Genomic DNA, 19,095 nt, shown 5'->3' on the forward strand with positions numbered 1-19,095 from the left:
GACGCAGGGGGGACGCCGTGGGCCGGGAGCCGCGCATCGAGGTCGAGCTCGTCGAGGAGGGGCCCGACGCGTCCGGCGGTCCCGCGTCCGCCCCTCCCGCGTCCGACCCTGACGCATCCGCCCCGGCGGCGCCCGTCACCACCCCGTCGCCGCGCCGGCGTGTTCGCACGCGCACGGTCGTCGCCGCCGGCGTCGCGCTCGCCGCGGGGCTCGTGGGCACCCAGGCCGTGCTCGACGCCCGCGAGCGTGCGCTCTACGCGCGGTTCGCGGACGTCCCGGGCGTCGTCGCGCCGCTGTCCCCGGACCTGGAGGTCCTGTGGCGTGCCGACCAGGCCGAGGTAACCGTGCTGTGGGCGGACCACGAGGTCGACGGGCTGCGGCTCGGCGCCTGGTTCGACGAGGCGGGCACGCCGACGGCCGTGGCGCTCGACCCGCGCACCGGCGAGCGCGCGTGGGCGGTCCCCCTCGGTGAGCCCGAGCCCGTCGTCCGCGTCGAGGCCGGCCCGGTGTGGGTCCCGTGCGACCTGGTCGAGGAGGGGCCCGCGCTGCTCGTGTGCCTCGTCCCGTCCGCGCACCGCCCCGCCGAGCCGGGCGAGCTGCTCGACGGCCCGCTGCCCGCCGACCGCGCCGAGCTCGTCGTGCTCGACGCGGCGACCGGGGAGGTCGTGCGCCGGGCGCCCGACGAGGTCGGCACGGGGATGGCGGTGCTCGGCGACCTCGTCGTGACCGCCCGCGTCCGGGACGACGACAGCATCGTGGTCCGGGGCAGCGACGCGAGGTCCGGTGACGTCGCGTGGACCACCGAGACCGAGCCCGGGACGGCCTCCGGCGACCGGGCGACGGTGCTCGGGACGGGAGCGCCGCAGCTCGGGCGCGTCGGGGACGTGGTGCTCGTCCAGGCGGGAGCGGGCGGCGCGCGCGTCGACGCCGACGGGACGGTCGTGGCGACCTTCCGCCCCACGGCCGAGGACCTCGGGACGGTCCGGGTGACCCACGCAGGCTCGGACGTGCGCGAGGGCGAGGGGACCGCCGAGGACGAGCGCGCGGGCACGGTGGAGAGCGAGGCCTCGGACGGGACGCTCGTGACCAGCGCCCGCGGGCACGTCCTGCGGCACGGGCTCGGCGGCGGCACGACGTACCTCCTGCGCGACGGCGGCACCCGGACGGCTCTGCCCGGCGGGTTCCCGCTGCAGGTCGGGCTCGACGACGGCTCCGAGCCCGACCTGCTGCTCGTGCCGGACCACACGCGCGGCGTCGACGCATGGGACACGCGCACCGGGCGCACGCGCTGGTCACGCCCCGACCTCCCCCTCTCGGAGGCGGTCGTCCTCGACGGGAGGCTGTACGTCGCGGCGGTCGACACCGGCGTCGTCGCGGTCGACCTGAGCGACGGCACGACGCTGTGGAGCACCGCGCGCACCCCGCGCACGCCCCGGTTCGCGGCGCTGCCCAACCCCCAGCTGCTGACCGACGGCCGCGTGCTCGCGGTCGTCGGTCAGCGGGCGGGCGAGGCGCCGACGATGCAGGCCTACGCGCTGGCCGACGGGCGGCCGCTGTGGGCGGCCGGGCTCCCCCCGAGCGTCAGCACAGCCCACGCGCTCGGCGGGCACGTCGTGGGCCTGAACGACGGGGACGACGACTGGTCCGTGCTGGGCTGACGTCGCCGGGGTCTACCACCGCCTGCGCAGGAGGTCCGCGACGACGTCGTGCGCGTCGGTCGCGTGCTGCGCCCGGGCGAGCCGCTCGGCGCCGGGGCCCTCCGCGGTGAGCGGCGTCGCGGCGCCGGTGTGGCTGCCGGTGGTCCAGTCGACCGTGAACTCCAGGTCGCTCCCGGCGATCGCGAACGGGCCGTCCTCGAGGCTCTGCGTGACGTCCGCGCTCGGGTTCTCCGGGTCGCCCGACTCGTCGTCCGCGTCGACGTTCTCGATGTGCAGCCCGCCGGTCTCGTGGTCGCCGACGACGAGCACGAGCGTCCCGCGGTGGTGCGCCGCGAACTCCTGGGCGAGGGCCACCGTCTCGTCGAGCGACTGCCCGGCCTGGATCGTGCGCTCCGCGTTGTTCTGGTGCGCGAACTCGTCGATCGCCTCCTCCTCGACGACGAGGAAGAAGCCGTGCCGGTCGCGGGACAGCACGTCGAGGGCCTTCGCGGTCATGTCCACCAGCGGCACGAGCGGCTCGTACACGTCGCCCTGCCCCTCGGGCTCCTGCTGGAACATCTCCTCGTTCGCGAACAGCCCGAGGATGCGGTCGGCGTCCGTGGCGGCGAGCTCCTCGGCCGAGCTCACGTAGGTGTAGCCGGTGTCCTGGGCGCGCTCGACGAGGTTGCCGATCGTGCTCTTGCTGATCTCGGCCGGGTCGTCGTCGGGCACGGGCGCGAACACGCCCTCGTCGCCCACGGGGTACCACCAGTCCTCGCCGCCGCCGAGGATCACGTCGGGCCGCGACTCCTCGAGGTACTGCCGCGCGATCTCGGACTGGTCCGAGCGGTTCGGCACGTGCGCCCCGAACGCCGCGGGCGTCGCGTCCGTGACCTGCGAGGTCGTGACCAGGCCGGTCGCCTTGCGCAGCGCCTTCGCGCGCTCGAGCAGGGTCGTCACGGGGTTGCCGTCGAGGTCGACCGAGACCGCCCCGTTGTAGGTCCGCACCCCGGTGGCGAACGCCGTCGCGGCCGCCGCGGAGTCGGTCACCGCGTCCTCGGGGTCCGCCGAGTCGGTGTAGGTCCACCCCGCGTACCGGAGCGTGTCCATCGCGAGCTGCCCGTCCTGCCCGACGGTCGCCAGCCGCGTCGCGTCGCGGGCCGCGATGCTCAGGCCGTCACCGACCATGAGGATCACGTTCCGCACCCGCTGGTCGCCGTGCCCGGGGTAGCCGCGGTCCGTCGCGGCCCCCGGACTCCCGGACGCCAGCCCGACCGCGAGCACCGCCGTCCCTGCGGCGCCCGCGAGCACCCGTCCCCTCGTCGCCATCGTCTGCACCCTTCCGCCGTCCTGCGCCGTCCACCGTGGTGTGCGCGGCGGCCGGGCCGCCGCGCGAGGGCTCCTGCGGAGCCGGTCGGTCGGCCGGGGGCGCGGCTGGACACGGCGGGGGCTGCTTCCCCGCGGGGCGCGGCGACGGCACGACGAGCGGTCGCGCGGGTGCGGCTCTGCACCGGCGCGGCCTGGGTTCGATCACAACCCCGCGGCGCGCCCGGGGTCAACCGTTGCGGGCGGGGCGGGTGGACGGTGCCCGTTCGGGAGGCGTGCTGCACCGGCGCGGCCGGGCGCAGCGAGACGCGACGGCCTCGCGAGGGGTCCTGGCCTGCCGTCCGGTCGGGGACGACGCCGCGTCGCTCGGGCGCCTGCCCTACGTCCGGTCGTCGCCCGGCTGCACGCGGTCGGTCGCGACGAGGTAGTGCGGCCAGAACCGGGGACGCGCCGGGAGCAACGGCAGCGCACGCCGCGTCGCGTGCTGGGCGGCGCGGAACACGAGGCGCTCGCGCTGGCGCCACGGGAGCCCGTACGCGTCGCGCACGGCCTCGGGCAGCACGCCGGCGGCGAGCAGCGCGGGCAGCGGACGGGCCGGCGCGGCGACGAGCGGCGGGTCGGGGGACAGGATCTGCTCGGCGAGCCGGGACGCGGTCGGCCCGACGGCGAGCACGTGCGCGACCTGGTCCTCGACGTACCGCTCGAGCGCGGCGTAGTCGTCGGGCAGCACGGCGTCGGGCACGCCGAAGTGGTGCCCGACGCGGCGCATGTCCCGGTAGTACGCGTCCCGCTCCGCGCCGCTCACCGGGCGCGCGAAGCCGTCGGTCACCTCGACGGACGTCCACACGAGGGTCGCGAACACCCACAGCCCGAGGTCGCGGTCCGCGGCGCGGTAGGGCGTGCCCGCAGGCAGTGAACCGGTCGCGACGGGCAGGGTCCCCTGGACGACGCGGTGGCGGAGGGCGACGTGCCGCGCGGCGTCGCGCACCTGCACGCTGTCCCCGAACGTCACCGTCAGGACGGCGTCGAGCGTGCCCCGCAGCCGGGTCAGCGGGTCCCCGGTGAAGTCGCTGTGCGCCGCGACGCCGGCGGCGACGAGCGGGTGCGCCACCTGGAGCAGCAGCGCGGCCGGGCCGGAGGCGAGCAGGACCCGCTCACGCCCGATGCGCCACGCCGCGGAGCCGGGGCCGAACAGCCCGGGGTCGCCCGGCCGCCCGCGCTCGGGTGCGGCGGGGAAGAAGGTGCTCAGCGGCGGCACGGGCGCTCCTCGCCGCGTCTCCGCTCGTGCGCGCTCGTCCGTCCCACGCGGCCTCCCCCGTGACTGCGGCGTCGTCCGTCCGGCGCCCGGTCGTCACCCTACGTCGGCCCTCGGGCGGGCCCGCGGGTGCGCGACGAGCGAGGGGAGTGGGTCGTGTGCGGAGAGCGTGGACGAGGGGCGCTGCAAAGGCCGGACGGTCGGAGCTCGGCGGTCAGGCGACGTCTGCGCGCGACTCCGCTCAGCGGGCTGCCTCCCTGCGCCGAGCGGGTCCTCGGGCATCTGCACGGCCAGATGTGACTGCGGTCGTGTACTCTCGCCACGGACATACCGTCTGGTCGGTCTGTCCGTGGCGACGGCGACGGGAAGGGCACCGATGCAGCGGTTCGAGGGCAGGGTCGCCCTGGTCACCGGCGCGAGCCGGGGGATCGGGTTCGCGATCGCCGAGCGGCTCGTCGCCGAGGGGGCGTCGGTCGTGCTGACCGGCCGCAAGCAGGAGTCGCTCGACGAGGCCGTCGCCGCGCTCGGGGCCGACCGGGCGCTCGGCGTCGCGGGCAAGGCCGACGACCCGGAGCACCGCGCCGCCACGATCGCCGCGACGGTCGAGCGGTTCGGCCGGATCGACCACCTCGTCAACAACGCCGGCATCAACCCGGTCTACGGCCCGGCGCTCGAGATCGAGCCGGCCGCGATCCACAAGATCCTCGCCGTCAACGTCGTCGCGGCCCTCGAGTGGACGCGCGACGCCGTCGCCGCCGGGCTGGGGTCGGGCGAGGGCGCGTCGGTGCTCAGCACCGCGTCGGTCGCCGGGCTCTCCGCGAGCCCCGGCATCGCGTTCTACGGGGTCTCGAAGGCCGCGCTCATGAACCTCACCGCGCAGCTCGCCGTCGAGCTCGCGCCCCGGGTCCGCGTCAACGCCGTGGCCCCGGCCGTCGTCCGCACCAAGCTCGGCGCCGCGCTCTACGAGGGCCGGGAGGCCGAGGTCGCCGCGCGCTACCCGCTCGGGCGGCTCGGCGATCCCGTCGACGTCGCCGGTCCCGCCGCGTTCCTGCTGTCCGGCGACGCCGCCTGGGTGACGGGGCAGACGCTCGTGGTCGACGGGGGCGCCTCCGTGGCGCCGATGGGGTGAGGATGTCGGCATGAAGCAGACGAGCGTCGTGGACGACGTGACCCGGGCGGCGGTCGAGCTCTTCGCGTCCCAGGGGTACGCCAACACCTCCGTGCAGCAGGTCGTCGAGGCCGCGGGCGTCACCAAGGGCGCGCTGTACCACTACTTCCAGTCGAAGGACGACCTGCTCTTCGGCATCTACGAGCGGCTGCTGTCGCTGCAGACCGAGCGGCTGACCGCGATCGTCGCGCGCGGGGAGCCGACGGCCGAGACGCTGCGCGCCGTGTGCGTCGACGTGATCGAGACCTCCGTCGACTTCCTGCTCGAGGGCACCGTGTTCTTCCGCAGCGCGCACATGCTCTCCGCGCCGCGGCAGCAGGAGGTCACCCGGCGCCGCCGGGCGTACCACGACACGTTCGCGGGCATCGTCGAGCGCGGTCAGGCCGAGGGGCTCTACCGCACCGACATCCCCGTCGCGGTGCTCGTGGCGCACTTCTTCTCCGACGTGCACTACCTGTCGCACTGGTACAAGCCCGAGGGTCCGGAGGACAAGACCGTGCTCGCTCACCAGCTCACCGACCTGTTCCTGGTGTCGATCGCGGCGTCGTCCGCGTCGGCGCTCGCGTCCGCCGCAGGGTCGACCGCCTCGGCCGAGGGCTGACCGGCGTGCGCGCCTGGCACGTGACGGCCCACGGCGAGCCGGCCGACGTCCTGCGGCTCGTCGACCTGCCCGACCCGGTGCCCGGCGACGGGCAGGTGCTCGTGCGGGTGCGCGCGGTCGCGGTCAACTTCCCCGACGTGCTCCTCGCCCGCGGGGAGTACCAGGTGCGCCCGCCGCTGCCGTTCGTGCCGGGCATCGAGCTGTGCGGCGAGGTGCTCGCGGTCGGCGCGGGGGTCACGCACGTCGCCGTCGGGCAGCGCGTGACCGGCTCGCGCATCGGGGTGCTCGCGGAGCTCGCGGTGCTCGACGCGACCGAGGTCTTCCCGGCGCCGGACGCGCTCGACGACGCCCAGGCCGCCGCGTTCACCATCGCCTACCAGACCGGCTGGTTCGGGCTGCACCGCCGGGCCGGGCTGCGGTCCGGCGAGACGCTGCTCGTGCACGCCGCCGCGGGCGGGGTCGGCACCGCCGCGGTCCAGCTCGGGGCGGCGGCCGGGGCGCGCGTGATCGGCGTGGTCGGCAGCGCAGCCAAGGCCGACGCGGCGCGCGCGGCCGGCGCCGACGTCGTCGTGGACCGGTCCACGCAGGACGTCGCCGAGGTGGTCCGCGCCGAGACCGGGGGAGCGGGAGCCGACGTGGTCTACGACCCGGTCGGCGGGGACGCGTTCGCGGCGTCGACCCGGTGCGTCGCGTTCGAGGGGCGGATCGTCGTCGTCGGCTTCGCGGGCGGGTCGATCCAGGACGTCCGCGCGGGGCACCTGCTCGTGAAGAACTACACCGTGCACGGCCTGCACTGGGGGCTGTACGCACGCGTCCGGCCCGAGCTCGTGGCCGCCGCGCACGAGGAGCTGACGGCGCTCGCGGCCCGTGGAGCGGTGTCGCCGCAGGTCAGCGACGTGGTGCCGTTCGAGTCGGCCGACGAGGCGGTGTCCCGGCTCGCCGGCGGGGGCACGACGGGCCGGCTCGTGGTCCGCGTCGGGGACTGACCGACCACCACGGACCGCGAGGAGACGACGATGACCGAGCTCGACGGACGGGTGGCCCTCGTCTCCGGCGGGGCGCGCGGCCTCGGCGCCGCGTACGTGCGCGCGCTGCACGAGCGCGGGGCGACGGTCGTCGTCGGCGACCTGCTCGACGACGAGGGCACGGCGCTCGCGGACGAGCTCGGGGAGCGCGTGCGGTTCGTGCACCTCGACGTCACGTCCGAGGAGGACTGGGCCGCCGCGGTCGAGGTCGCCGTCGGCCTCGGCGGGGTCGACGTCCTGGTCAACAACGCCGGCATCGCCAACGCCGGGCGGATCGAGCGGTACGGGCGCGAGAAGTGGGACGCGGTCATCGCGGTCAACCTCACGGGCACCTACCTCGGCGTACGCGCGGTCGTGCCCGTCATGAAGGCGGCCGGGAGGGGCTCGATCGTCAACATCTCTTCGGTCGAGGGGATGCGCGGCGACGCGGGCCTGCACGGCTACGTGGCGTCGAAGTTCGGCGTGCGGGGGCTGACCAAGTCGCTCGCGGTCGAGCTCGGCGCGGACGGCATCCGGGTCAACTCGGTGCACCCCGGCTTCGTGCTGACCCCGATGACCGAGCGGCTCGACGTGACGCTCCAGCGCATCCCGCTCGGGCGGCCCGCGGTGCCCGCCGACCTGGTCGGTGCCGTGCTGTTCCTCGCGGGCGACGCGTCCGCGTACGTGACGGGCACGGAGCTCGTGGTCGACGGCGGGATGATCGCGGGCGTCCCGCACGCCTGAACCGACCCGGCCGGCCCCGCTCGGCCGACGGTTCGAAGGTAGTCGGCCCGGCTTGGCCGACAGTCCGCACGGAGTCCGCCCGGCTGGCCCGCCCCGATCCGGGCGGCCCGGCCCGGCCCGGTCCGCCGGTCCGCCCCGGCCCGCTCACCCCGGGGGTGCCGCCCCGTCCACCTCGACCTGGACGTCGAGGGCGCCGTCCGGCAGCCGGTACCAGCGGAACCCGACCCGGTGCTCGGCGCCCCGGTCGTCGACCGCGAGCGCGGACAGGCAGGGGTGCGCGTGCGGCGGCGGGACGTCGTTGGCGCAGCCCCGGAACGGGCCCGTGACGCGGAGTCCCTCGGTGCGCTCGACCCACGTCACGACGGCGGAGCTCGCGTCGGCGGCGGCGGCCTGCGCCCGGCGCTGCGACCAGGCGAGCGACGCGGCGAGCGCGACCGCGGCGACGGCGGTCCCGGCGACGAGGGCCCGGCCGAGCGCCCCACGCCGGCCTCCCGCACGAGCGAGCCGCAGCGCGGGCACGACGAGCGCCACGGCGACGAGCAGCGTGCCGGCGACGAGCACCCACCTCGCCGGTGACAGGGCGGCGAGCATCGCGTCGAGGTGTGGTGCGAGCTCGCGGCGGTCCATCTCGGCTCCTGTCGTCGGCGCGAGCGTACCGACGCGCGGGCCGGTCGCGTCACGGTTCGGAAACGGTCCATCGGGGACATACCGTCTAGTCGGTTTCCGTTGTACAGTCGGGCCACGCCGACACGACGGAGTGCCGATGCCCGGACAGGAGACGCCCGCCCACGCGGGTGCGATGCGACTGCAGGTGCGCGGCCTCACCGTGCGCTTCGGCGGGCTCGCCGCCCTCACCGACGTGGACCTCGACGTCGCGGACGGCCAGGTCGTCGGGCTCATCGGGCCCAACGGCGCGGGCAAGACGACGGTGTTCAACGCGGTCTGCGGGCTCGTCCGGCCCACCGCGGGGACCGTCACGGTCGCGGGCCGCCCCGCGCCGCGCACCCCGTCCGGCCTCGCGCCCGCGGGGGTCGCCCGGACGCTCCAGGGGCTCGGGCTGTTCCCCGGCCTGACCGTGCTCGAGAACGTCGAGGTCGGGGCGCTCGCGACCCGCGGCGGGGCGCACGCGCACGGCCCCGACGGTCCGGCCCGCGCCCCCCGGTCCGGCGCCGCCCGCACCGCCGACCCGGGCGACGCCCGCACCGCCGACCAGCGCGACGCCCGCACCCCCGACCGACGCGACGACACCGCCGGCCGCGCCCTGCGCGCCCTCGCCGACCTCGACCTCGCCGACCGCGCCGCGCTCCCCGTCGGCGCCCTGCCCTACCCCGAGCAGAAGCGGGTCGCGCTCGCCCGCGCCCTCGTCGCCGAGCCCCGCCTGCTGCTGCTCGACGAGCCCGCGGGCGGCCTGGGTGCAGCCGACATCGCCGAGCTCGACGCGACCGTCCGCCGGGTCGCCGCCACGGGCTGCGCGGTCCTGCTCGTCGAGCACCACGTCGACTTCGTCATGGAGCTGTGCGACCGGGTGGTCGTGCTCGACTTCGGGCGGGTCATCGCCGACGGGCGCCCCGACGCCGTCCGGCGCGACCCGGCCGTCACGGCGGCGTACCTCGGGATCGAGGTGACGGCCCGGTGACCGCGGCGCTGGCCCTGCGCGGGCTCGTCGTCGGGCACGGCGGGGCGCCCGTGCTGCACGGGGTCTCGTTCGAGGTCGACGAGGGCTCGGTCGTCGCGCTCGTCGGCGGGAACGGCGCGGGCAAGACGACGCTGCTGCGGACCGTGTCGGGGCTGCTCACGCCGACCGCGGGGACCGTGCACCTGCACGGGCGCGACCTCGCCCGCGTCGGCGTCGAGGACCGCGTGCGTGCCGGGCTGGCTCAGGTGCCGGAGGGGCGCGGCGTCATCACCGAGCTCACCATCGAGGAGAACCTGCGCCTCGGCGGGCTGTGGCGGGGCGACCCCGCGGACCTGCGCGCGGCGCTCGCCGAGATGGAGGAGCTGTTCGAGCCGCTCGCCCGGCGCCGCACGAGCCTCGGCCACCAGCTCTCGGGCGGCGAGCGGCAGATGCTCGCGATCGCCCGCGCGCTCGTCGCCCGCCCGCGGGTGCTGCTGCTCGACGAGCCGTCGCTCGGGCTCGCCCCGCTCGTCGTCGCGCAGATCATGCGGGTCCTGCGCGAGCTGTGCGACCGCACCGGCCTCACCGTGCTGCTCGCCGAGCAGAACGTCGCGGGCGCGCTGTCCGTCGCCGACCGCGGCGTCGTCCTCGGGCTCGGCGAGGTCGTCGCGGACCGCCCAGCGGCCGCGCTCGCGCAGGACGAGACCCTCCGACACGCCTACCTGGGGTTCTGATGGACCGGCTCGTGTTCCTGCTCGGCACCGGCGTCGCCCGCGGCACGGTGCTCGCGCTGTTCGCGCTCTCGCTCGTGCTGATCTGGCGCGCCACACGGATCGTCAACTTCGCCGCGGGCGCGATGGCGGTCGTCGGCGTCTACGTCGGCGTCGCCGTCACCGGGGCCACCGGGAGCTGGTGGTGGGGGCTCGTCGCGACCGTCGTCGCCGGCGGGCTGCTCGGGTTCGTCGTCGAGCGCGGGGTGCTGCGGTTCGCGTCGGCGCGCTCGCCGCTCTCGGGCGTGATCCTCGCGATCGGGCTCGTAGTGGTGCTGCAGTCGCTGCTCGGCATCGTGTTCGGGCAGGAGCACGAGCCCGTGCAGCCGCCGTTCAGCGACCGCCCGCTGCAGGTCGGCGGCGTGCCGCTGCTCTCGCCCTACGACCTGTTCGTCGTGGTCGTCGCGCTCGGGCTGCTCGGGGCGCTGCGGCTGCTGTTCGTGAAGACGTCGCTCGGGCTGCAGCTGCGCGCGGCGGCGTTCGAGCCCGAGGTGTCCCGGCTGCTCGGCGTGCGGGTCGCGCGGATGCGGACCGTCGGCTGGGTGCTCGCCGCGTCGGCCGCGTCGCTCGCCGCGCTGCTGGCCGTGCCGAACGAGCTCGGCCTCAACCCGCACGCGGCGGACATGCTGTTCGTCTCGGCGTTCACCGTCGCCGTCGTCGGCGGGCTCGACTCGCCGGGCGGCGCGCTGCTCGGCGGGCTCACGGTCGGGGTCGTGACGAGCGTCGTGACCGGGTACCTCGGGGCGACGCTCGCGCCGGTCGCGGTGCTCGGGCTGCTCGCGGCTGTCCTGCTGCTGCGACCGTCGGGGCTGTTCGCCCAGGCCGAGGCGAGGCGCGCGTGAACGCCCGCCGGACGCTGCTGCTCGCCGCGGGCGGGCTCGTGCTCGCGATCGGGGCGACGTTCCTGCTCGACCCGTTCCGCAACTACCAGCTGGCCCTCGTCGCCGCGTACCTGTGCGCGACCGCCGGGCTCACGGTCCTCGTCGGGCTCAGCGGGCAGCTCTCGCTCGGGCACGCCGCGCTCATGGCCGCGGGCGGCTACGGGTACGCGCTGACCGTGAACGCGCTGACCGGCGCGGGGGTCGACGGCGTCGGCCGCTTCCTCGGCGGGATCGTCGGGGCCGTCGTGGTGTCCGGCGTCGTCGGGCTGCTGCTCGGGCTCGCAGGGGCGCGGCTGCACGGCCCGTACCTCGCCGGGCTCACGCTCACGCTCGTCGTCGCCGTGCCCGCGGTCGCGGCGAGCGTGCCCGCGCTGCAGGGGGACCGCGGCGTGCGGACCGCGTTCGACGGCGTGCCCGCCCCGCTCCGCAGCCTGATCGCGCTCGAGCAGTGGCAGGCGTGGGTCGCGCTCGCCGTCGCGGCGGTCGCCGTCACCGGGCTCGTGCTGCTGCGCGACGGCCGCGCCGGGCTGCGGATGCGCGCGGTGCGGGACGACGAGGTCGCCGCGGCGCTCGCCGGGATCGCGCCGGCGCGGGTCAAGGTGCTCGCGTTCGTGGCGAGCGCCGTGACGGCCGGGCTCGGCGGCTCGGTGCTCGTGTTCGTCACGCAGTCGGTCTCGCCCGGGGCGTTCCCGCTCGGGCTGTCGCTGCTGCTGCTCGTCGCGGTCGTCGTCGGCGGCCTCGGGAGCCTGCTCGGCGCCGCGCTCGGTGCGGTGCTCGTGGTGCTCCTGCCCTGGCTCGTCGGGACCGTGACCGACGCCCTCCCGCTGCCCGACGCCGTCGTCCAGCGGCTCGACGGGACGCTCGCGTCGCTCGTGTTCGGGGTGCTGCTCATCGCGCTCGTCGCGGGCGCACCCGGCGGGCTCGCCGGCGCGCTCACGGCCGCCCGTGCCCGGCGCCGGGCCCGTCGCGCCGCCGGTGGCGCCGGTGGCCGCCGTCGTACCCGTCCCTCCCGAGGGGGTGCGGCCGCCGCACCCCCGACCGGCGACCCGTCCGCCCCCGCCCGCCCGGCGACCCCGACCCCCACCCCCAGCACCCCCAGAGAACCCGTCCGCACACCGACCGAGGGATGACGACGATGTCGCAGCTCCGCACCCGCACGCGCCCCGCGCGCACGCACCTGGCCCGCACACACGTGGCCCGCACCGCCGGCACCCTTGCGCTCGTCGCGGTCGTGTCGCTCACGGCGTGCAGCACGCCCGCCGCCTCGCCCGGCGTCGCCGGGGAGACCGTCACGATCGGCACGCACACGCCGCTGACCGGCCCGGCCGCCGCCGGCTACGCGTCGATCTCCGCGGCCGCCTCCGCGTACTTCGACTACCTCAACGACCAGGGCGGCATCCACGGCCGCACGATCGAGTACGTCGTCAAGGACGACGCCTACAACCCGGCGACCACCCAGACCGTCGTCCGGGAGCTCGTGCAGGAGGACGGGGTGCTCGCGCTCGTCAACGGCCTCGGCACGCCCACGCACGGCTCGGTCGTCGACTACCTCAACGAGAACGGCGTGCCGGACCTGTTCGTCGCGTCGGGCAGCCCGGCGTGGGACGACCCCGAGGCGTACCCGTGGACGTTCGCGTTCAACGCCGACTACGTCACCGAGGCCAAGGTCCTCGCCCACCACGCGCAGGAGACCTACGACGACGCGGTGTTCTGCGTGCTCGGGCAGGACGACGACTTCGGCACCGACTTCACCACGGGCCTGACGACCGTCCTCGGGGAGCTCGCGAGCACGCAGACCTACTCGGTCTCGAACCAGGACGTCACCGCGCAGGTCGGCGCGATGCAGGCCGCGGGCTGCACCGTGAACTTCCTCGCGACCGTCAACGGCTTCACCGCGCTCGCGCTCGGGACCGCCGCGAAGATGGGCTACCGCGCGCAGTGGCTCTCGTCGTCCTCGGGCGGCGACTACCCGACGCTCCTCGGCTACCTCGGCGAGGACGTCGGCCCGGCCCTGCTGCAGGGCTTCGTCAGCACGAACTACCTGCCGTTCAGCGCCGACGACCCGTGGGTCGAGCTGTTCCGCCGCGTCAACGACGAGTACAACGACGGCGCGCCGTTCACGGGCAACACGGTCTACGGGATGTCCGTGGCCTACACGTTCGCGGAGGCGCTGGCCCGGGCCGGCGAGGACCCCACGCGCGAGAGCCTCGTCGAGGCGCTCGAGTCCGGGGACGTCGTCGGCAACGGGATCCTGCCCCTGCAGTTCTCGGCCGACAGCCACAAGGCGTTCGGGGGCGTCGGGATCACCATGGTCGACGGCGGGATGCAGGACTACGTCGGCAGCGCCTGGACGACCGACACCGGCGACGGCCCGGTCGTCGCGCACGACGGCGAGCCGGTGCCGCTCGAGGACGAGGGCGTCCCGCAGCCCTGACCCGGCGCGGGGTGCCCGGGAGCGCGCCGAGCGCCCCGAGCCGACCGGCGGGCGGGCGTCCGCCGCAGCCCCTGGACCGGCTGCGGCGGACGTCCCGCGCTCGCGTGCTGCATCCTTGGAGGGCCGGGGGTCTCGCACCTGCGGCCGTGGGGCGTCGAGGCGACGCCCGCGCGGGGGCGCGGTTCCGGGGGGCCGGCGCGCCGAGGACATGACTGGGGGGTCACGTGTCCGGCGTTGCCGTGGACGGGAGCGACGAGCGCGCGGGTGCGCCGGCGTGGCACGTGCACGCCGCCGCGTACACCGCGCTGTACGAGCGCAGCGGTGACGGCTTCCTCCTGACGAACCCGGCGGGTGGCATCCTCACCGCGAACCCGGCGGCCTGCCGGATGCTCGGACGCTCCGAGGCCGAGCTCCGTCGGGTCGGGCGCGCGGGCGTGATCGACCCGGAGGATTCGCGCTGGGAGAGGGCCATCGCGACCCGCAACGCCGACGGGTACTTCCAGGGCGAGCTGCGCGCCCGCCGGGCCGACGGCTCCACGTTCCCGGTCGACCTGTCGTCGGCCGTCGTGTCCCAGGACACCGCGATCGTGCTGTTCCGGGACCTCTCGCGCGTCGCCGAGGTCGTCGCGCGGGCAGAGAACGTGCACCGCGCCGCGACCACGGTCATCGACCTGCTCGAGACGATCAGCGAGGGCTACTTCGCGCTCGACGAGGACTGGCGGTTCTCCTACGTCAACCGGCACGGAGAGCGGATCATGGGCGTCGAGCGCGCCGACGTGCTCGGCCGCGTCTTCTGGGAGGTCTTCCCCCAGCTCCTCGGCTCGCCGCTCGAGACGTCCTACCGGCACGTCATGGCGACCGGCGAGCCCGTCGAGTTCGAGGGCTCCTACGGGCCGCTCCAGATCCGCTGCGAGGTGCGCGGTCACCGGCTCCCGAGCGGCGGCATGTGCGTGTACTTCCGGGACATCGTCGAGCGGCACGCCGCGCAGCGGGAGCGTGAGGAGCTGCTGATCCGGCAGCAGGCGGCCCGCGCCGCGGCCGAGGAGGCGCGCGCGGCGGCGGAGGAGGCGCAGCGCGTGCTGACCGAGCACGCCACGCACGACACGGTGACCGGCCTGCTCAACCGGTGGGGGCTGCTGCGCGAGGTCCGCCGGCTCGGCGACGGCCCGGCGTCCGCGGACCCCGGGCTGGTGCTGCTGTTCATCGACCTGGACCGGTTCAAGCTCGTGAACGACACGCTCGGCCACGTCGCCGGCGACCAGGTGCTCAGCGCCGTCGCGGACCGCCTGCGCGAGCTCATCGGCCCTCGGGACCTGCTCGCGCGGTTCGGCGGCGACGAGTTCGTCGTCGTCCTCCCCGGGGCGTCGGCCTCGGCGGCCGAGACGCTCGCGCGCCGGATCGTCGAGTCCGGCGACGACCCCGTCGTCATCGGCAGCACCCTCCTGCCGGTCACCACGAGCATCGGGCTCGCGCACGCGACCAGGGCCGACGAGATCGACACGCTGCTGCGCGAGGCCGACGCCGCGCTGCACCGGGTCAAGGCCGGCGGGCGCGACGGGTTCACGTGGTTCGACGAGGTCCTCCACCAGCAGACCGTCCAGCGCGTCGAGACCGAGCTCGAGCTGCGGCGCGGGCTCACCGCCGGTGACGGTCTCGTGCTGCACTACCAGCCGGCGTTCGAGCTCGGGCCCCACCCCGGCGTCGCGCACGTCGAGGCGCTCGCGCGGTGGAGCGGCCCCGGTCCTGGCCTGGTGCCCCCGGCCGCGTTCATCCCCGTGGCCGAGGAGTCCGGGCTCATCGTGGCGCTCGGGGCGCAGGTCGTGGCCCGCGCTGTCGAGCAGATCGCCCGCTGGTCCGACCGGCCCGGCGTGCGCGTGTGGGTCAACGTCTCCCCGCGCCAGCTCGCGCTGCCCGGCCTGGCCGACCTCCTCGCGCGGCGGCTCGACGAGGCGGGCGTCGCCGCCGACCGCCTCGGCATCGAGGTCACCGAGCAGGCGATGGACGACAGCCGGCTCGTCGCGCACCTCGAGGCCGTCCGCCGCCTCGGGGTCGCCGTCGCGATCGACGACTTCGGGACCGGCTACAGCTCGCTCTCACGCCTCGCGCAGGCCCCCGTCGACGTCATCAAGGTCGACCGCTCGTTCGTCACCGCGACCGGCACCCCCAAGGGCCGGGCCGTCGTCGACGGCATCGTTCGCCTGGCCCACTCGATCGGCGCGCACGTCATCGCGGAGGGCATCGAGACCCCCGAGCAGCTCGACGCGATCACCGGCGTGGGGGCCGACGCCGCGACCGGGTTCCTGCTCGCCCGGCCCGAGCCCGCGGAGTCCGTCTCGTGGGAGAGCCGGTTCCCGCTGTCGTGGCGCTGACCGGCCTACTCGCGCGCATGACAGGGGGACGGAACAGGGTTCGGGCCGTGGTTCTGGGAGCCGGGGGAGTGCTGCTGGTGCTCCTCGCGACGGTGCTGGCGTACTGGCGGCCGCAGCAGGGGCAGTGGGGGCACGACCTCCTCGGCTTCCTCACGTGGGGCGGGGTGCGCCTCGTGTCGTGGGGAGCCGTGGCGGGGGGCGCGTGGCTGCTCGTGCTGGCCGGGCAGACGTGGCGCGGGACGGGCGCGGAGGACGACGGGCCGGTGCCGCAGGAGGGGTGACCGCGGGGCGTGAACGGGCCCGGACGACCGGAGAGGACCGGCCCCGGCCCGGCGGACCGGCGCAGACCGACCCGCACGACGTTTCCGTTATCCGCCCCCGTCCGGGTGGTCTCCCTCCGTGTGGGCGGTGCACGCGCCGGCCCGCGCGATGATCGACTGCCCCCACGGAGAGGTCCCCCGCCATGCAGCCCACCCCGGACACCGCGACGGTCGTCGCCGCGCGCGCCGGCGACCCCGACGCGGTCGACCGGCTCGTCGCCGGGTACCTGCCGCTCGTGTACTCCGTCGTCGGCCGGGCCCTGCGCGGGCACGCGGACGTCGACGACGTGGTGCAGGAGACGATGCTGCGTGCGCTGCGGGGGCTCGGTGACCTGCGCGACCCCGAGGCGTTCCGGTCGTGGCTCGTCGCGATCGCCGTCCGGCAGGTGCGCGAGCGGCACCGCGTGCAGGGGGCGGCCCCCGGCGCGCTGCCCGACGACGGGGCCGACGGCGACCCCGGTGCCGACTTCACCGACCTCGCGATCGTGCGGCTCGAGCTCTCGGGCCAGCGCCGCGAGACCGCGGAGGCGACGCGCTGGCTCGACGAGGACGACCGCGAGCTGCTGTCGCTGTGGTGGCTCGAGGCCTCGGGCGAGCTCACGCGCGACGAGATCGTCGACGCGCTCGACGTGACGCGGGCGCACGCCGCCGTCCGCGTCCAACGCATGAAGGGTCAGCTCGAGACCGCACGCGTCGTGGTCCGGGCCCTCGCCGCGACGCCGCCGTGCGCCGACCTGCTCGTGGTCACCGCCGGGTGGGACGGGCGCCCGGCGCCGCTGTGGCGCAAGCGGGTCGCGCGGCACACCCGCGAGTGCCCGCAGTGCGCGCCCGCGTGGCACGGTCTCGTCGCCGCCGACCGGCTGCTCGTGGGGCTCGGGCTCGTCCCCGTGCCGCTCGCGCTGGCGGCGCTGCGGGACGGGCTGGTCCCGGGCCTGCCCGCCGTCGCACCGGGTGTCGCACCCGTGCTGACGCCGGTCGACGCCACGGCGCTCGCGCACGTCCCCGGGCAGACCGCGGGCGGCGCGCTCGGGCACGCCGGGACGAACGCCGGGGCGCACGCGGCGTCGGGCCACGGGCTCGCCGGCAAGCTCGCCATCGCCGCAGGGACGCGCGTCGGGCGCGGCGTGCTCGTGGCGGCGCTCACCACGTCCGCCGTCGCCGGGGTCGGCACCGCGGTGGCCGTCGGGCAGCGCGAGCCGGCCCCCGAGACCGTGGTCGCGGCGACCTCGACCCCCGTGCCGGGCGACCCGGCGCCGGCGCCCACGCCGACCGCACCCGCACCCGACCCCGCGCTCGTCCCGCCCGCGGTCCTCGAGCCGCCCGTCGAGGCCCCGGCCCCGCCCGTCGAGCAGCCCGACCCGCCCGCCCCCGAGCCGGCGCCCGTCGCCGCCGCGTCGGCCAAGAAGGGCGTCGCGACCTGGCAGTTCGACGGCATCAGCGGGGCGCTCGGCGACGTCGGCGCGGGCTGGTACTACAACTGGTCCGAGTCGAACGCGAGCATGCCCGGGCCGGACGGCGTCGAGTTCGTGCCGATGATCTGGGGGCGCGACTCGGTGACCGACGCGACGCTCGCGCGGGCCGCGTCCGAGGGCACGACGCTGCTGGGCTTCAACGAGCCGGACCTCGCGGAGCAGTCGGCCATGAGCGTCGAGGAGGCGCTCGCGGCCTGGCCTCGGCTCGAGGCCACCGGCATGCGGCTCGGCAGCCCCGCGGTCGCGTGGGGCGGCGACACCCCGGGCGGCTGGCTCGACCGGTTCATGACCGGCGCGCGCGCGGAGGGCCGGCGCGTCGACTTCATCACGCTGCACTGGTACGGCTCCGACTTCAGCGACGCCGCCGTCGGGCACTTCCTGGGGTACGTCGACGCCGTGCACGAGCGCTACGGGCTGCCCGTCTGGGTCACCGAGTACGGGCTGATGAACTTCGGCGGCAGCCCGCGCTACCCGTCGGGGCCGCAGCTCGCCGCGTTCATCGAGGGCTCGACCGCCGGCATGGAGGCGCGGCCCTACGTCGAGCGGTACGCGTGGTTCGGGCTGCCGGCCGTCGGGGACAGCGCGGCGTTCGGGCTCTACACCGACGCCGCGACGCCGACCGAGGCCGGGCGGGCGTACCGCGCGGCGGGCTGAGGGCGGGCGGGAGCCGCGCGCCCTCACCCGTCGCATGACCGGCGGGGTCGACCCGCGCCGCTCCCGTGACGGGCGGCGTTGGCGCCCACTCCCACGTCCGACGACCGGATCGTGGCCCGACCGATGAGGACGGCCGCTCGGTCCGGTCTGATGGGGGGAGCGTCCGCACGGTGCGGGCGCGAGGTGACCTGGAGGAACCCCGGATGGCGACCATCGTCTCGACCCTGTTCAGCGCGCTCGACGGCGTCGTGGAGATCGACCCCGCGTGGCACTTCCCGTACTTCGACGAGCGCATGGGTGCCGCCGTGGGCGAGGACTACGAGGGTGCCGACGTGCTGCTCCTCGGCCGGGTCACCTACGACAGCTTCGCGGGCGCGTGGCCCGACCGGGAGGCCGCCGGCGGAGAGGACGCGGGGTTCGCGAAGACGCTCGGCGACACCCGCAAGGTCGTCGCGACGCGCGGCAGCCACGACCTCGGGTGGCGCAACGTCGAGAAGGTCCAGGGCGACCTCGTCGAGGCCGTGACCGCGCTCAAGGCCGAGCCGGGCGTCGGCAAGGTCGTCATCCCGGGGTCGGTGTCGGTCGTGCGGCAGCTCCTCGCGGCCGGCCTGGTCGACGAGCTGCGCCTGCTCGTGCACCCCGTCGCCGCGCGCAAGGGCGAGCGCCTGTTCGACGAGGGCGACGCGATCTACCCGCTGCGCCTGCTGAGCTCGGACGTGTTCCCGACGGGCGTCGTGCGGCTGGTCTACGCGCCCGCCGAGCTGCCCGCCGCGGCGAAGTACGAGGACGTGACGGACAAGGTCCCGGGCGGCGCCGAGAGCTGACGGGAGCGTTCGAGGACGCCG

17 protein-coding genes are annotated in these 19,095 nt (G+C 76.2%); 14 read left to right on the top strand and 3 right to left on the bottom strand.

What is annotated here, in order from left to right:
* Positions 1-17 precede the first annotated feature (17 nt).
* A complete protein-coding gene (locus CCE01nite_RS06705) occupies positions 18-1,658 on the top strand; it encodes an outer membrane protein assembly factor BamB family protein (RefSeq protein WP_052104474.1) in 1,641 nt (546 codons plus the stop codon).
* A 12-nt stretch (positions 1,659-1,670) separates the two neighbouring features.
* Here CCE01nite_RS06705 and CCE01nite_RS06710 read toward each other — a convergent pair whose 3' ends face one another.
* Together CCE01nite_RS06710 and CCE01nite_RS06715 are read right to left on the bottom strand one after the other, a co-directional pair.
* On the bottom strand, positions 1,671-2,966 hold the full coding sequence (locus tag CCE01nite_RS06710) for an alkaline phosphatase (protein ID WP_084142965.1): 1,296 nt from the start codon (positions 2,964-2,966) through the stop codon (positions 1,671-1,673).
* A gap of 376 nt (positions 2,967-3,342) precedes the next feature.
* Positions 3,343-4,221, bottom strand: a complete 879-nt coding sequence (locus CCE01nite_RS06715; protein WP_052104475.1) for an oxygenase MpaB family protein — start codon at positions 4,219-4,221, stop codon at positions 3,343-3,345.
* Between the two features lie 373 nt (positions 4,222-4,594).
* On the opposite strand from CCE01nite_RS06715, the gene CCE01nite_RS06720 reads away from it, so the two are divergent.
* From CCE01nite_RS06720 to CCE01nite_RS06735, 4 genes are read left to right on the top strand one after another with little or no spacing between them, the layout of a single operon-like run.
* Complete coding sequence (locus tag CCE01nite_RS06720; protein WP_034634784.1) at positions 4,595-5,347, top strand: SDR family oxidoreductase; 753 nt, start codon at positions 4,595-4,597, stop codon at positions 5,345-5,347.
* A 10-nt stretch (positions 5,348-5,357) separates the two neighbouring features.
* Positions 5,358-5,987, top strand: a complete 630-nt coding sequence (locus CCE01nite_RS06725) for a TetR/AcrR family transcriptional regulator (protein ID WP_052104476.1) — start codon at positions 5,358-5,360, stop codon at positions 5,985-5,987.
* A gap of 5 nt (positions 5,988-5,992) precedes the next feature.
* A complete protein-coding gene (locus tag CCE01nite_RS06730; protein ID WP_034634786.1) occupies positions 5,993-6,973 on the top strand; it encodes an NADPH:quinone oxidoreductase family protein in 981 nt (326 codons plus the stop codon).
* Positions 6,974-7,003: 30 nt separating this feature from the next.
* Positions 7,004-7,735: a glucose 1-dehydrogenase gene (locus CCE01nite_RS06735; protein WP_034634788.1), complete on the top strand. Its 732-nt coding sequence runs from the start codon at positions 7,004-7,006 to the stop codon at positions 7,733-7,735.
* A gap of 144 nt (positions 7,736-7,879) precedes the next feature.
* On the opposite strand, the gene CCE01nite_RS21250 is transcribed toward CCE01nite_RS06735, so the two are convergent.
* The gene (locus tag CCE01nite_RS21250; RefSeq protein WP_034634790.1) at positions 7,880-8,362 is read right to left on the bottom strand and encodes a hypothetical protein; all 483 of its coding nucleotides are present in this window, start codon (positions 8,360-8,362) and stop codon (positions 7,880-7,882) included.
* A 136-nt stretch (positions 8,363-8,498) separates the two neighbouring features.
* Between CCE01nite_RS21250 and CCE01nite_RS06745 the strand changes: the two genes are divergently transcribed.
* From CCE01nite_RS06745 to CCE01nite_RS06785, 9 genes are all read left to right on the top strand, one after another.
* Positions 8,499-9,371, top strand: coding sequence for an ABC transporter ATP-binding protein (locus CCE01nite_RS06745; protein ID WP_246056352.1), 873 nt, complete (start codon positions 8,499-8,501; stop codon positions 9,369-9,371).
* Entirely contained in the window at positions 9,368-10,084 is a 717-nt protein-coding gene (locus CCE01nite_RS06750; protein ID WP_141372099.1) for an ABC transporter ATP-binding protein, read from the top strand. Before CCE01nite_RS06745 ends, CCE01nite_RS06750 begins: the two co-directional genes overlap by 4 nt.
* Positions 10,084-10,962, top strand: coding sequence for a branched-chain amino acid ABC transporter permease (locus CCE01nite_RS06755; protein ID WP_141372100.1), 879 nt, complete (start codon positions 10,084-10,086; stop codon positions 10,960-10,962). The genes CCE01nite_RS06750 and CCE01nite_RS06755 overlap by 1 nt, the downstream gene beginning before the upstream one ends.
* Positions 10,959-12,131, top strand: coding sequence for an ABC transporter permease subunit (locus CCE01nite_RS06760; protein WP_141372101.1), 1,173 nt, complete (start codon positions 10,959-10,961; stop codon positions 12,129-12,131). Before CCE01nite_RS06755 ends, CCE01nite_RS06760 begins: the two co-directional genes overlap by 4 nt.
* Before the next feature lie 5 nt (positions 12,132-12,136).
* Positions 12,137-13,435, top strand: coding sequence for an ABC transporter substrate-binding protein (locus CCE01nite_RS06765; RefSeq protein WP_141372102.1), 1,299 nt, complete (start codon positions 12,137-12,139; stop codon positions 13,433-13,435).
* 239 nt (positions 13,436-13,674) lie between these two features.
* A complete protein-coding gene (locus tag CCE01nite_RS06770) occupies positions 13,675-15,804 on the top strand; it encodes a putative bifunctional diguanylate cyclase/phosphodiesterase (RefSeq protein ID WP_141372103.1) in 2,130 nt (709 codons plus the stop codon).
* 47 nt (positions 15,805-15,851) lie between these two features.
* A complete protein-coding gene (locus CCE01nite_RS06775; protein WP_141372104.1) occupies positions 15,852-16,085 on the top strand; it encodes a hypothetical protein in 234 nt (77 codons plus the stop codon).
* Positions 16,086-16,267: 182 nt separating this feature from the next.
* Positions 16,268-18,250, top strand: a complete 1,983-nt coding sequence (locus CCE01nite_RS22365; protein WP_141372105.1) for a sigma-70 family RNA polymerase sigma factor — start codon at positions 16,268-16,270, stop codon at positions 18,248-18,250.
* Between the two features lie 203 nt (positions 18,251-18,453).
* Positions 18,454-19,074: a dihydrofolate reductase family protein gene (locus CCE01nite_RS06785; protein WP_034626255.1), complete on the top strand. Its 621-nt coding sequence runs from the start codon at positions 18,454-18,456 to the stop codon at positions 19,072-19,074.
* The last annotated feature ends 21 nt before the right edge of the window (positions 19,075-19,095 follow it).

This window comes from Cellulomonas cellasea (assembly GCF_006538745.1).
In the GTDB taxonomy this organism is placed as follows: domain Bacteria; phylum Actinomycetota; class Actinomycetes; order Actinomycetales; family Cellulomonadaceae; genus Cellulomonas_A; species Cellulomonas_A cellasea.